This is a genomic window from Achromobacter sp. 1012554356, assembly GCF_059760815.1.
In genome coordinates this window covers 119,065-132,856 of record NZ_JCBANC010000006.1, presented here as the reverse complement: position 1 = coordinate 132,856, position 13,792 = coordinate 119,065, and the positions used below count along the sequence as shown (strand labels likewise).

Genomic DNA, 13,792 nt, shown 5'->3' with positions numbered 1-13,792 from the left:
CCTCATCAGCCTACGACGTTGACCAGTTTGCCCGGAACCACGATGACACGCTTCGGCGGACGGCCTTCCAGGAATCGGGCGACCTCTTCCTGGCTGGCGGCCAGTTTTTCGATGTCTTCCTTGGGGGCCTTGGCGGCCACGCGGATGGAGCCGCGCAGTTTGCCGTTGACCTGCAACATCAGCTCGATCTCGTCGGCGACGAGGGCGGCTTCGTCCACGTGCGGCCACGGCGCATCGAGCAGGTCGCCGAGTTCCTTGGCGTAGCCCAGGTCCTGCCACAGGTGCCAGGTGACGTGCGGCACGACCGGGTACAGCACGCGCAGCAGGACGCCGACGGTTTCGGCATAGGCCGCATCGGCGTCAGCGCCTTCCGGCAGCTTGGCGTCGTCAATGGCGTTCAGCATCTTCATGCAGGCGGACACGACGGTGTTGTACTGGATGCGCTGGTAGTCGTAGTCGGCCTGCTTGAGCAGCCCGTAGACTTCGCGGCGCAGATCCTTGACGGCGGCGGGCGCCTGCGTCCAGTCCGTGCCTTGGGCCAGGCCGCGGGCGACGGCTTCGCGGCGCGCGTAGCTGATGGACCAGAGGCGGCGCAGGAAACGGTTGGAGCCTTCGACGCCGGAGTCAGACCATTCGAGGGTTTGTTCGGGCGGGCTGGCGAACATGACGAACAGGCGGGCCGTGTCGGCGCCCAGCGTGTCGATCAGCGATTGCGGATCGACGCCGTTGTTCTTGGACTTGGACATCGTGCCCACGCCGCCGTAATTGATGGCCGAGCCGTCCGACTTGAGCTTGGCGCCGACGATGGCGCCGCGGTCGTCGTAGACGTTGTCGACGTCTTCGGGCCAGAAATACTCGATGCCGCCCTGGGGCGTCTTGCGCGAATAGATGTGGTTCAGCACCATGCCCTGGCACAGCAGCTTGGTGAAGGGCTCGTCGAAGTTGAGCAGGCCCATGTCGCGCATGACCTTGGTCCAGAAGCGCGCGTACAAGAGGTGCAGCACGGCGTGCTCGATGCCGCCGATGTACTGGTCCATCGGCATCCAGTAGTCATTGCGCTGATCGACCATGGCGTTGTCGTTGCCGGGCGAGGTGTAGCGCATGAAGTACCAGGACGAGTCCACGAACGTGTCCATCGTGTCCGTTTCGCGGCGCGCGGGCTTGCCGCAGCTGGGGCAGGCGCAGGACAGGAAGGCTTCGTTCTTGGCCAGCGGATTGCCGCTGCCGTCGGGGATGAGGTCGTCGGGCAGGACCACGGGCAGGTCTTTTTCCGGGACCGGCACCGGGCCGCAGTCTTCGCAGTGGATGATGGGGATCGGGGTGCCCCAGTAGCGCTGGCGCGAGATGCCCCAGTCGCGCAGGCGCCAGGTGGTCTGCTTTTCGCCCAGGCCCTTTTCGCCCAGGTCGGCCGCGATGGCGTCCACGGCGTCCTTGTAGGACAGGCCGTCGTACTTGCCGGAATTGATGGTGCGGCCCGACTGCTTGTCGCCGTACCATTCCTGCCAGGCGTCGGTGGAGTAGTCTTTGCCGGCCACGTCCACGACCTGCACGATGGGCAGGTTGTATTTCTTGGCGAAGGCGAAGTCGCGCTCGTCGTGCGACGGCACGCCCATGACGGCGCCGTCGCCGTAGGTCATGAGCACGTAGTTGCCGACCCAGACCTCGACCTGCGCGCCCGTGATGGGATGCGTGACGAACAGGCCCGTGGGCATGCCTTCTTTTTCACGCGTGGCCATTTCGGCCTCGGTGGTTCCGCCGAGCTTGCATTGTTCGATGAACGCGGCCAGCGGGGCATTGCCGGCCGCGGCGTGCGTGGCGAGCGGGTGCTCCGGCGCCACGGCGCAGAACGTCACGCCCATGATCGTGTCTGCGCGGGTGGTGAAGACGTGCAGCTTGCCGTCCTGGATCAACTGGCCGTCCTGGCCGGCGATCTGGTGCGGGAAGGCAAAGCGCAGGCCTTCGGACTTGCCGATCCAGTTTTCCTGCATCAGGCGCACGCGCTCGGGCCAGCCGGGCAGGTCGTTCTGAACGGCGCCCAGCAGCTCGTCGGCGTAGTCGGTGATGCGCAGGTAGTAACCGGGGATCTCGCGCTTTTCGACGAGTGCGCCCGACCGCCAGCCGCGGCCGTCGATGACCTGTTCGTTGGCCAGCACGGTCTGGTCGACCGGATCCCAGTTGACGACCTGGGTTTTGCGGTAAGCCACGCCCTTTTCGAGCATCTTCAGGAACAGCCACTGGTTCCACTTGTAGTACTGCGGATCGCAGGCGCACATTTCGCGCGTCCAGTCGATCGCCAGACCCATCGCCTTCATCTGCTTCTTCATGTAGGCGATGTTGTCGTAGGTCCACTTGGCGGGCGGCACCTTGGACTTGATGGCGGCGTTTTCGGCCGGCATGCCGAAGGCGTCCCAGCCCATGGGCATCAGGACGTTGTAGCCGCGCATGCGCAGCTGGCGGGCCATCATGTCGTTGATGGTGTAGTTGCGCACGTGGCCCATGTGCAGCTTGCCGCTGGGGTAGGGCAGCATGGAGCAGGCGTAGAACTTGGGCTTTTCGGAGCCGTCGGCGTTCTTTGCGTGTTCGTGGACCAGATAGACGTCGCGGGCCTGCCAGTCTTGTTGGGCGGCCGCTTCGACGGTAGTGGGGAGGTAGCGTTCCTGCATGGGCTCGTGCGCGGTGGCAATAAAGGGGTGAGCCGCCCCATCGCGCCGGGGCGCGGTGGCGGTCAAAACCCCTGATTATAGGAGGTGCTAGGCGCTGGCAGGGGGCGAGGGCATTTCGGGGATGCGCGCACTGGGCGCAAGCGCGCCATAAGCCAGCGTGAAGGCCGCCAGGACGGCGCCCGCGATCACCACCGCGGGCCAGCCGAAATGGGCGTACAGCCAGGACGATACCAGCGATCCCGATGCGCCGCCGATGAAGTAGCAGGTGACGTATCCGGCGGTCAGGCGGCTGCGCGCCTCGGGCCGCAGGCGGTAGATGGAGCTGGTGTTGGTGACGTGCACACCCTGGATCGCCAGATCCTGCACCAGGATGCCGGCCAGCAGGGCAAGCACCGACACCTGCCCGAAAGCCATCAGGCCCCAGGAACCCAGGAGGAGCAACAGGCCCACGCGGGTGGCGAGGTTGCCCAGGCCGCGGTCGGCAAGGCGCCCGAAACGGTTGGCGGCGTAGGCCCCGGCGGCGCCCGCCAGGCCAAACAGGCCAATGGTGGTGTTGCTGTATTCATAGGGCGGGCTGGCCAGGAGGAAGGTCAGCGGCGTCCAGAGCATGCTGAAGGCGGCGAACAGCAGCCCGCCGATGAGCGACCGGGCGCGGAACAGGGGTTCCTCGACGAACATGCGCAGGATGGAGCCCAGCAATTGCGGATAGCTCATTGCCGTCGGGCTCTGGTAGCGGGGCAGCACGCGCCACAAGACGGCGGACATGCAAAGCATCAGGATGGCGGCGACCCAGTACACGGTACGCCAGCTGCCCACGTCGGCCAGCGCGCCCGCCGCGGTGCGGGCCAGCAGGATGCCCAGCAGCAGCCCGCTCATGACCGTGCCGACAGCCTTGCCGCGCTCGTGGGGCGCCGCCAGCGTGGCGGCGAACGGCACGAGGATCTGGGCGACGACGGACAGCATGCCGGTCAGGGCGGTGCCGATGATGAGCATCGAGATGCTGGTGGAGAAGGCGGAGATCAGCAGGCCGCCCGCCGACAGCAGGTTCATCAGCACGATCAGCGAACGGCGCTCGAACATGTCGCCCAGCGGCACCAGCAGCATCAGCCCCACGGCGTAGCTGAGCTGCGCGGTGGTGACGATCGCGCCGGCGGCGGCGTTCGAAATCGAGAACTGCTGGCCGATGGTGTGCAGCAGGGGCTGCGCGTAATAGTTGCTGGCGACGGCCAGGCCGGTTGCCACCGACATCAGGAGGATGATGGGGGCGGTGAGCGTTGGGGTGGATTGTTCGGCGGAAGTCACTGATCTGAAGCGGAAAAGGAATTGAAGTTGAAGCGGGAGCGGCGGCTTACGCGCCGACGCTGCCGGGTGTGTCCTGATCCTGCTTGAGCAGCAGCTTTTTCAGAAGACCCGCCAATTGGCGGCGCTCGGCCGCCGACAGCGGCTCCAGCAACTCATTCAGGTCGGTCAGGTATTCCTTGAGCACGACCTTGATCACGCGCAGCCCGTCTGTGGTGAGCGACACGATCACGCCGCGCCGGTCATCGGGGTTGGGATTGCGCACGAGCAGCCCGGCCTGTTCCAGCCTGTCCAGGCGGTTGGTCATGGCGCCGGAAGTCAGCAACAGGGCTTCCACGAGCTTTTGCGGATTCATGGCGTGGGGGGCGCCGGTGCGGTAGAGCGTCGCGAGCACGTCGAATTCGCCTTGATGCAGGTTGTACTGGCGAAAGGTGCGGTTGACGTTGCGGGCCGCGAAGGCGTTCAGGCGAAAGAGGCGCGCGACGACCGACATGGCGGCGAAGTCTTGCGAGGGGCACTCCTTGGCCCACTGCGAGATCACGATATCGACGAGGTCATTCATGGTGAGTGGCTAGTGTTTTAATGTGAAGTATCTTCACGTAAAGACAAAATTCTAGCAGCGGCTCGACCACAACGCAAAGCGCGGGTGACGCAACGCATAGCGCGCGCGCCGGATTGCACGGCGTGCGCGCACAAAAAGAAGGGCCCGCCTCTTGCGAGGCGGGCCCTTCCCGGCTTGACCGGATACTGCGCGTAATGAAATTACTGCGCGGCGTCCTTCAGCTTCTTGAGCGGGCGAACCTTCACCTTGACCGAAGCCGGCTTGGCGGGGAACCAACGCTCTTCACCCGTGAACGGATCCTTGCCGAAGCGCTTGGCCTTGGCGGGAACCTTTTGCACGGCAACCTTGAACAGGCCGGGCAGCGTGAATTCGCCAGCGCCCTTCTTGTCCACGGAACCCAGCACCGAGGTTTCCAGGCTGGTCAGGACGGCCTTGACCGACTTGGCTTCGACGCCGGATTGCTCAACGATGTAGGCGATGAGCTGGGTCTTGTTCAGTGCAGCCTTGATGGCCTTGGGGGCAGCAGCGACCTTCTTGGCAGCGACGACCTTCTTGGCTGCCGGCTTCACGGCGGGCTTGGCGGCGGGCTTGACGGCAGTTGCCTTCTTTGCGGGCGCCTTGACGGCGGTCTTGGTGACTTTCTTGGCAGGAGCTTTAGCTTTCGTGGCCATGGTCAAAATCCGTATGTTGAGGACATGGAGCAGCGCGTGCCGGATATCGGCATTTGACGCTACGCGCCCGATGATAGCGGAAGAGTGGCGGTAAAAGCGGCTTTCCAGCGGGTTTTAAGCCACTGTTTGTTGTTTTCGACGCAGAAAAGTGCTTTCTGCAAGGGGTTTCGCAAGATGTCGTGACATTCGTTGGCGATTTCGCGAGCGTTATTCGCAAGCCGCGCGTGCGGTGGATATTGCTGTGAAAGCGTGCGGACAGGCGCTGTGGCGAGGCTCGCGGATGAACCTATATTGCGGCGCATGTTCCAATTGCGGGCGGCGCGCGCGGCAGGCAGAGACGGAGAGTCCCTGGAATCAGGCCTTTTCCTTGCGGTCGCGCGCGCCCGAAGAAAACCAGAACATGGAAGTGAAGCAGCTATATGTTGATGAAGAAGTTGGCGGCGAGCCTGCTCGTCGCGACCGCATGTATATCCAGCGCCATGGCGCAATCGATGCCCGCGCCGGCGCTGTCGGCCAAGGCGTGGCTGCTGCTGGATGAGACCAGCGGGCAGGTCATTGCGTCGCACGCGGCCACGACGCGCATCGAGCCGGCGTCCCTGACCAAGATCATGACGGCCTACGTCGTGTTCGATGCGTTGACAAAGAAAGAGCTGACGGCGAACCAGCTGGTCACGATCTCGACGCGGGCCTGGAAAGTGCCGGCGGGTAGTTCGAAGATGTTCCTGGAGCCCAACTCCAAGGTGTCCGTGGACGACCTGCTGCGCGGCCTGATGATCCAGTCGGGCAATGACGCGGCGGTGGCGCTGGCCGAGGCCGTGTCGGGCAGCGTCGAAGCCTTTGTCGCGCGCATGAACGACACCGCCGCGCGTCTGGGCCTTCACGCCACGCGTTTCGCCAGTCCGCATGGGCTGCCGGATCCGGACACGTATTCCACCGCGAGCGACCTGTCGATCCTGGCCACGCGCTTCATCCGCGACTTTCCGCAGCTCTACAAGACCTACGATTCGGCGCGGCAGTTCACCTTCAACAAGATCACCCAGCCCAACCGCAACCGGCTGCTGTGGCTGGATCCGAGCGTGGACGGGCTGAAGACCGGCCACACGGAATCGGCGGGCTATTGCATCATCGCCACGGCGCGGCGGCCCAATGGCAGCGATCAGCGCCGGCTGATCACGGTGGTGGTGGGCACCGCCTCAGACAAGCTGCGCACGCAAGAAAGCCGCGAGTTGCTGGAATGGGGCTTCCAGGGGTTCAATACCATCAAGCTGTACGCGCGCGGTCAGGCCGTGGCCACGCCGGAAGTCTGGAAGGGCGAGGCCGACAGCCTGAAGGTCGGTTTCTCGCGCGACGCGTACGTGACCGTGCCGGCTGGCGCGAAGGTCGAGTCGGTCTGGGCGCCGCAGGCGCCGCTGATCGCGCCGATTGCGGCGCAGTCGACGGTGGGCGAACTGCAGGTGACGGTGGACGGCAAGCCCGCCATGCACTTCCCGGTTGTCGCGCTGGAACCGGTGGCCGAGGCGGGCATTGCCGGCCGCGCGTGGGACTCCATCCGCTTGTGGTGGCGCGGCACGCAGGGATAACGCAACACGATTCGGAGATGGGCGATGGCAGTGAGCTTTCCAGGCGGCCCGGCGGCGGCGCCGGGCCCTGACGATCCGCTGGCGCTGCTATCGGCCTGTCACGGGCGCATCGCGCGCCAATGCGCCACGCTGGCGCGGCTGGCGGCGCATCTGCCCGCGCATGGCAGCGACGCCGCGGCGCAAACCGCCGCCACCAGCGTGCGCCGGTATTTCGACACTGCGGCCGCGCATCACCACGAAGACGAGGAGGAGGACCTGTTCCCCGCCCTGATCGATTCCATGGCGGGATCGGACGCGGTGTGCCTGCACGTGCTGGTGGATAGCCTGATGGCCGATCACCGGCGGCTGGCCGGCCTGTGGGAACCCTTGCGCGAGACGCTGTCCGAGATCGCGGCGGGGCGCCCGGCGCAATTGCCGGCGCAGCAGGTCCAGGATTTCACCGAGGCCTACGACGCGCACATCCGGCGCGAAGAGGACGAGTTGCTGCCGATGGCGGCGCGGCTGATTCCTGACGATGCGCTGGCCGCGATCGGCCAGGCCATGAAGGCGCGCCGTGGAGGCGACGCGGGCTGATCCGCTGATCGCCGCGTTGCATGGTCAAGGTCGAGCGTTTACCCTAGCCGGACCGGCGTGAGCGCCGATGCCCAGGGAACAAGACAGGATGATGCAGGGGGGAATGAACGTCGCGCGCCGGCTTTTCGGCTCGTGGGTGGATGACGTCAACCGGCTGACGCTGCGCGCCGATCTGGCTGCCGGCCTGCTGGGCGCGTTGCTGGTGCTGCCGCAGGGCGTAGCGTTTGCGACGCTGGCGGGCCTGCCGCCGGAGTACGGCCTGTACTCGGCCATCGTGCCCTGTGTGGTGGCGGCATTGTTTGGCTCCAGCCGCCACGTGATGTCCGGGCCGACGAATGCGAATTCGCTGGCGCTCTTTGCCGTGCTGGCGCCGCTGGCGGCTGCGGGCAGCCCCGCTTACATCCAGCTTGCGCTTGCCGTGACCGTGCTGGTCGGGGTCATGCAGTGGCTGGTGGGCGTCTTGCGGCTGGGTTCGCTGGCCCACTTCATATCGCCGTCGGCGTTGTTTGGCTTTACCAGCGGCGCGGCCGTGCTGATCGCGGTGCATGCGTTGAAGGATGCGCTGGGCCTGCCGTCGCCAGAGGCGCACGGCGCGGGGGCGGTGCTGGAAAGCCTTGCCAAGCATCTCGGCCAAGTGCATCCGGGCGCCTTGCTGGTGACGCTGGTCACCTTGGTCACGGCCTTGGTGGCGCGCCGGCTGGACAAGCGCAAGCCGTACATGCTGATCGGCCTGGCTGCGGGGACATTCGCGGCATGGGTTTTCAACACGTGGGTCGTGTCCCCCGGCAGCGCGCCGGTTCCCGTGCTGGGCGCCATCGCGCAGCCGTGGCCGCCGTTTCACGTGCCCAGCGTGGACTGGCGCGCGCTTCCCGATCTGCTGAGCCTGGCGTTCGCGCTGACCATCGTGGCGTTGGCGCAGTCGATCTCCATTGCCAAGGCGGTGGCGTCGCGGTCGGGGCAGCGCATCGACGCGAACCGCGAGTTCGTGGGGCAGGGCTTGTCCAACGTGGTCGGCGGGTTCTTTTCCTGTTATCTGTCTTGCGGTTCGCTCAATCGGTCCATCCCCAACTTCGAGGCCGGCGCGAAGACGCCGCTGGCGTCGGTATTTTCGGCATTGCTCCTGATGCTGCTGGTGGTGGTGTCCGCGCCGTTGCTGGCGTTGATTCCGCATGCCGCCATTTCGGGATTGCTGCTGCTGGTGGCCTGGACGCTGCTGGACGTGCCGCGCTGGCGGCATCTGCTGCGCACGCAGCCCGGTGAATGCGCCATCGCCGGTGCGACGCTGGCCGCCACGATCGCCATTCGCATGGAAGTGGCGATCCTGCTGGGTACCGTGCTGTCGCTCATGGTGTATCTGCACCGCACGTCGCGGCCGGCGATGCGCACGATGGGGTTTGACTCGCGCGGGTTGGATCGCCGCTTCGTCGTACTGGAGCATCAGCCGGACGCGTTGCCGGAGTGCCCGCAACTGAAGCTGCTGCGCATGGAGGGGTCGGTCTATTTCGGCGCGGCGGCACACGTGGCGCAGCGGCTGCATGACCTGCGCTCGGCGCCGGGCGCGCCGCGCCATCTGCTGGTGATGGCCAAAAGCATGAATTTCATCGACCTGGCCGGTGCGCAGGTCTGGGACGACGAACTGGCGGCCCGGCGCGTGATGGGCGGCGACCTGTATTTTCACCGGCCGCGGCCCGAGGTGATGGACATGTGGCGCCGCACCGGATTCCTGGAGCGGCTGGGCGCCGATCACATCTTTCCGGATAAGGCGACAGCGCTGCATGCGATCTACGCCAAGCTGGACCGGAACATCTGCGCGGGATGCACGGCCCGGATTTTCTGGGAATGCCAGCCGGACAGCCCGCAGCGGGATGGGTGATGTGGCTGGCGTCGTCAGGCGCCTTGCGGCGCTTCGGTGCCCAGATAAGCGGCCTTGACCCGCTCGTCGGCCGCGATGGCCGCGGGGGCGCCTTCGGCCAGCAGGCCACCGCGCACCAGCACTGCAATGCGATCTGCGTGCTTGAAGACGACATCCAGGCTGTGTTCCGTGAACAGGACGGCGATGCGCTGCGTGTCTGCCAGTTGCCGGGTCAGGCGCATCAGCGCGTGGCGCTCGTTGGTGGCCATGCCGGCCGTGGGCTCGTCCATCAGCAACAGGCGCGGCTGATGCGCTAGCGCCATCGCCAGTTCCACGCGTTTGACGTCGCCATAGGCCAGCGTGCCGCAGGCCTCGTCAGCCTTGTCAGCCATCTGCACCTGCGACAGCAGGGTCCTGGCTTCATCGACGGCATGGCGGGAGGCGCGCCGCCACGGATTAAAGAGCAGGCGGTCGCGCGACAGCAGGGCCGTCTGCACGTTTTCAAGCACGGTCATCGACCGGAACGTGGCTGCGGTCTGGAAGCTGCGGCCCACGCCCAGCCCGCAGATCTTGCCGGCCGACAAGCCCACAAGCTCCTGGCCGTCCAGCCGCACCGAACCCGAATCCGGGCGCAATTGTCCGCCCAGCACGTTGAAGCATGTCGACTTGCCCGCGCCGTTCGGGCCGATCAGGGCCAGCATGTGCCCGGCGTGCAGATCGAACGAAACATCGGCCAGCGCGTCGATGCCGCCGAAGGATTTGCGCAGGTTGCGCACCTGGAGCAGGGGAGTCGCCGTCGTCATGCGGACCTCCTGCGCAGGCGGGCCGCCGCGCCGGCCAGTCCTTCGGGGAAGGCCATGACCAGCGCCAGGATGGCCAGCCCGAGCACCGCGTGCCAGTATTCGGTGCTGCGTGCCGCGACGTCCTGCAGCCAGGTGTAGGATGCCGCGCCGACGAGCGGACCGGCCAGCGTCTGGATGCCGCCCAGCAGCACCATGACCAGCCCGTCGACCGAGCGGCTTACCGCCAGCACGTCGGGCGCGATGCTGCCCTTGGAAAATGCATAAAGCGATCCGGCCAGGCCTGCGGCGAACGAGGCGGCCACGAATCCCGCCCACTGGATGCGCCGCGTGTCCATGCCAAGCGCCTCGGCACGCAAGGCCGAATCGCGCACGCCGCGCAGCGCAAAGCCCAGCGGCGAAAACGCCAGCCGCCGCAGCCACCAGACCCCGGCCGCGCACAGCACCAGCGACAGGTAATAGAACCACGGCCCCTGCGACAGCCATGCCGACGGCCACAAGCCCGTCAGCCCGTTGCTGCCGCCGGTCACGTCATCCCATTGGTAGGTGAGGGCCCATAGAATCTGCGCGACGGCCAGCGTCAGCATGGCCAGGTACACCCCGGACAGGCGCACGCAGAACCAGCCGAACACCAGCGCGCCCAACGCCGCGGCAAATGGTCCGAGGAGCAGCGCCGCCTCCATGGGGATGGCCGCCAGCTTCAGGAGCAACGCCGCGCCGTAGGCGCCCAGCCCGAACCACGCGGCGTGGCCGAACGATGTCATGCCGGCGAGCCCGGTCAGAAAGTGCAGGCTGGCGGCAAACAGCGCGGCGATCAGGATCTCGGTCATCAGGATGCTGAGATAGGGCCAGTACAGCGTGGCGACGGGCACGAGGGCCAACAGGGCCAGCAACACGGCATAGGCCAGCCGCAGGCGCGGGCCGGCCGGGGCGATGGGGCGTTCGGGCGGGCCGGCGTGCGAGGCAGGCGCAGGCGGCTTGCCCATCAGGCCCCAAGGCCGGACCACCAGCACCACGGCCATCACCGCGAATTCGGCCAGCAGCGTGAGCTTGGACAGGTTGAAGACCCACGGGCCGATGGCCACCTGGCCCAGGAACACGAACAGCGCCTTGACCGCGCAGATGAGGACGGCCGCCAGGAACGCGCCGGGTATGGATCCGAGGCCGCCCACAACCACCACCACGAAGGCGCTGGCGATGATTTCCAGGTCCAGGCCCAGGGTGGCCGGTACGCGCGGCGCGGCCAGCGCGCCGCCCAGCCCAGCCAGGAAGGCGCCCAGCGTGAAGGCCGACGTGAACAGCCAGGCCTGGTTCACGCCCAGGGCCGCGAGCATCGTGCGGTTCTCGGCGGCGGCGCGCAGCAGCCGGCCCCAGCGTGTGCGCATCAGCAGCAGCCACAGCAGACCCAGCACGACGGGGCCGGCGGCGATCAGCAGCAGGTCGTATTCGGGGTAGCGGCGGCCCAGGATCTGGACGGCGCCCGACAAGCCCGGTGCGCGGGCGGAGAAGAGGTCTTCGGGGCCCCAGACCGCCAGGGCGACATCGCCGATGATGAGGACCAGCGCGAAGGTGGCCAAAAGCTGGAAGAGTTCGGGCGCGCGGTACAGACGCTTGAGCACCAGCAATTCGGCCGCGGCGCCGATCAGGCCGGTCGCCAGCGCCGCCAGCAGCAGTCCCAGCCAATAGCCCGCGCCGCCGCCGAAGTAACTGGTGAAGGTCCAGGCCAGGTACACGCCCAGCATGTAGAACGAACCGTGCGCGAAGTTGACCACGCGCGTTACGCCAAAGATCAGCGAAAGTCCGGCGGCGACCAGAAACAGCGCGCTGGCGTCGGCCAGGCCATTGAGTAGCTGCAGCAGCAGCCCGGATACATTCATCAGCGGGCCGGCGCCGGCCGCATCTTGCGCACCTGCTCGTCAGGCGGCTGGAGCCGTGCACCGTCGATGTAGGCAAAGTCCTTCATGATGCCCTTGCCGTCTTCGACCGCCGTCACGCCCACATAGACGCCCATCGTGGATTGATGGTCGATCTTGCGGTACTGGATGGGGCCGTAGGGCGTGTCCACCTTCAGGCCGGCAAAGGCGTCGACGAGCTTTTCCGTGTCGACGGAACCGGCGGCCTTCAGGCCCTGTGCAATGGACATCAGCGACGCATAGCCGACCACGGAACCGACCTTGGGCGTCTCGTTGAAGCGCTTCTTGTAGGCCTCGACGAAGGTTTTGTTGGCTGGGGTGTCGATGGCGTACCAGGGGTAGCCGGTGACGATCCAGCCGGTGGGCGTGTCCGCGCCCAGCGGTTCCAGGTATTCGGGTTCACCGGACAAGAGCGACACGACGGGCATGTTTTCGAACAGGCCGCGCGTGTTGCCTTCGCGCACGAAGCGGGTCAGATCGGCGGCGAACAGCACATTGAAAATGGCGTCGGGCTTGGCATCCGCCAGCGCCTGAACGACGGCGCCGGCATCCACCTTGCCCAGCGGCACGGCTTGTTCCGCGACGAATTCCACGTCGGACTGGAAGGACTGCATCATGGCCTTGAACGTGGCCACGGCGGACTGGCCGTATTCGTAATTGGGGTAGACGATGGCCCAGCGCTTCTTGCGCAGGGCGAGCGCCTTGGGGGCCAGCGCCGCCACGTGCATCCAGGTGGACGGACGCAGGCGGTAGGTATAGCGGTTGCCTTCCTGCCAGGTGATCTTGTCGGTCAGGGGCTCGGCGGCCAGGAAGAAAACTTCTTGCTGCTTGGCGAAGTCGGTCAGCGCAAGCCCCGTGTTGGACAGGAAGCCGCCAAACAGCAACTCGACTTTTTCGCGCGCCAGCAGTTCCTGCGCGGCGCGGACCGAGTCACCAGGGTTGCCGTTGTCGTCGCGCGAGATGACCTCGAGCTTTCTGCCCAGCACGCCGCCCGAGGCGTTGACTTCTTCGAGCGCCAACTGCCAGCCCTTCTTGTACGGGCCCAGGAAGGCGGGAATGGCCTTGTAGCTGTTGATCTCGCCGATGCGGATCGGCGGTTCCTTGTCTTTCGCGACGGCGGGGGAGGCCGGCGCCAGCGCGAGGGCCAGGAGCGCGGGCGCGACGGCGCGGCGCAGCAGGGAGAGGCAGGGACGGATCATGGCGGGTTTTGTCGCAGCGTGAGAATGAATCGGCCTTGCGCGCGCGCCTGGGGCGCCGCGGGTGCGGCCTAATTGAAACATGGGCTTCGGCGCGGCGGCAAATGGCGTGCAGGCGCGGTGGAAAATAAACGGCAAGAAAGTAACGGCAATAAAAAAGGCCCTGCATGACAGGGCCTTTTTTGCGGGATACCGGCTGAATTACTTCAGCTTGGTTTCCTTGTAGTCGACGTGCTTGCGAGCGACCGGATCAAATTTCTTGATCAGCATCTTCTCGGGCATGTTGCGCTTGTTCTTGGTGGTCGTGTAGAAATGACCCGTGCCGGCGGTCGACTCGAGCTTGATCTTTTCGCGGATACCTTTGGCCATGTCGTGCTCCTAGTATGTAGATTGGCGGGGCGGCCGATTAGGCCTGTTCGCCGCGGGCACGCATTTCGGCCAGCACGGCGTCGATGCCGTTCTTGTCGATCGTGCGGATGGCCTTGGCCGAAACACGCAGGCGAACCCAGCGGTTTTCGCTTTCAACCCAGAACCGGCGCGATTGCAGGTTGGGCAGGAAGCGGCGCTTGGTCTTGTTGTTCGCGTGCGAAACATTGTTGCCCACCATCGGGCCTTTGCCGGTCACTTGGCATACGCGTGCCATGGATGCACCTCTTTAGTGTCGTTCTTGCCGCGCATCGCTT

12 protein-coding genes are annotated in these 13,792 nt (G+C 66.0%); 3 read left to right on the top strand and 9 right to left on the bottom strand.

Annotated features, from left to right (window positions below; all coding sequences use genetic code 11):
• Positions 1 to 5: 5 nt before the first annotated feature.
• The 4 genes from leuS to AC6LJW_RS04655 form a co-directional block, all read right to left on the bottom strand.
• Complete coding sequence (gene leuS, locus AC6LJW_RS04670) at positions 6 to 2,663, bottom strand: leucine--tRNA ligase (protein WP_498086630.1); 2,658 nt, start codon at positions 2,661 to 2,663, stop codon at positions 6 to 8.
• Between the two features lie 87 nt (positions 2,664 to 2,750).
• Positions 2,751 to 3,911 carry an MFS transporter gene (locus AC6LJW_RS04665; protein ID WP_056564112.1) on the bottom strand — a complete coding sequence of 387 codons (1,161 nt, stop codon included), beginning with the start codon at positions 3,909 to 3,911 and terminating at the stop codon, positions 2,751 to 2,753.
• 100 nt (positions 3,912 to 4,011) lie between these two features.
• Positions 4,012 to 4,524, bottom strand: a complete 513-nt coding sequence (locus AC6LJW_RS04660; protein WP_498086629.1) for a MarR family winged helix-turn-helix transcriptional regulator — start codon at positions 4,522 to 4,524, stop codon at positions 4,012 to 4,014.
• Between the two features lie 200 nt (positions 4,525 to 4,724).
• Positions 4,725 to 5,195, bottom strand: a complete 471-nt coding sequence (locus tag AC6LJW_RS04655; RefSeq protein ID WP_105240058.1) for an HU family DNA-binding protein — start codon at positions 5,193 to 5,195, stop codon at positions 4,725 to 4,727.
• A gap of 419 nt (positions 5,196 to 5,614) precedes the next feature.
• Between AC6LJW_RS04655 and AC6LJW_RS04650 the strand changes: the two genes are divergently transcribed.
• The 3 genes from AC6LJW_RS04650 (at position 5,615) to AC6LJW_RS04640 (ending at position 9,221) form a co-directional block, all read left to right on the top strand.
• The gene (locus AC6LJW_RS04650) at positions 5,615 to 6,775 is read left to right on the top strand and encodes a D-alanyl-D-alanine carboxypeptidase family protein (protein ID WP_082578886.1); all 1,161 of its coding nucleotides are present in this window, start codon (positions 5,615 to 5,617) and stop codon (positions 6,773 to 6,775) included.
• A 24-nt stretch (positions 6,776 to 6,799) separates the two neighbouring features.
• Positions 6,800 to 7,348, top strand: coding sequence for a hemerythrin domain-containing protein (locus tag AC6LJW_RS04645; protein WP_056564088.1), 549 nt, complete (start codon positions 6,800 to 6,802; stop codon positions 7,346 to 7,348).
• A 103-nt stretch (positions 7,349 to 7,451) separates the two neighbouring features.
• Positions 7,452 to 9,221 (top strand): SulP family inorganic anion transporter, encoded by a 1,770-nt coding sequence (locus AC6LJW_RS04640; RefSeq protein ID WP_498086628.1) that lies wholly within the window; start codon positions 7,452 to 7,454, stop codon positions 9,219 to 9,221.
• A gap of 14 nt (positions 9,222 to 9,235) precedes the next feature.
• On the opposite strand, the gene AC6LJW_RS04635 is transcribed toward AC6LJW_RS04640, so the two are convergent.
• The 5 genes from AC6LJW_RS04635 to rpmB all read right to left on the bottom strand — a co-directional run bounded on the left by AC6LJW_RS04635 (position 9,236) and on the right by rpmB (position 13,752).
• Complete coding sequence (locus AC6LJW_RS04635; protein ID WP_498086627.1) at positions 9,236 to 10,003, bottom strand: ABC transporter ATP-binding protein; 768 nt, start codon at positions 10,001 to 10,003, stop codon at positions 9,236 to 9,238.
• A complete protein-coding gene (locus tag AC6LJW_RS04630) occupies positions 10,000 to 11,877 on the bottom strand; it encodes an ABC transporter permease (protein ID WP_056564077.1) in 1,878 nt (625 codons plus the stop codon). The genes AC6LJW_RS04635 and AC6LJW_RS04630 overlap by 4 nt, the downstream gene beginning before the upstream one ends.
• Positions 11,877 to 13,112: an ABC transporter substrate-binding protein gene (locus tag AC6LJW_RS04625; protein WP_056564076.1), complete on the bottom strand. Its 1,236-nt coding sequence runs from the start codon at positions 13,110 to 13,112 to the stop codon at positions 11,877 to 11,879. Before AC6LJW_RS04625 ends, AC6LJW_RS04630 begins: the two co-directional genes overlap by 1 nt.
• A 198-nt stretch (positions 13,113 to 13,310) precedes the next feature.
• Complete coding sequence (rpmG, locus tag AC6LJW_RS04620) at positions 13,311 to 13,478, bottom strand: 50S ribosomal protein L33 (protein ID WP_003810296.1); 168 nt, start codon at positions 13,476 to 13,478, stop codon at positions 13,311 to 13,313.
• 37 nt (positions 13,479 to 13,515) lie between these two features.
• Positions 13,516 to 13,752 (bottom strand): 50S ribosomal protein L28, encoded by a 237-nt coding sequence (gene rpmB, locus AC6LJW_RS04615; protein WP_056564075.1) that lies wholly within the window; start codon positions 13,750 to 13,752, stop codon positions 13,516 to 13,518.
• Positions 13,753 to 13,792: the final 40 nt, after the last annotated feature.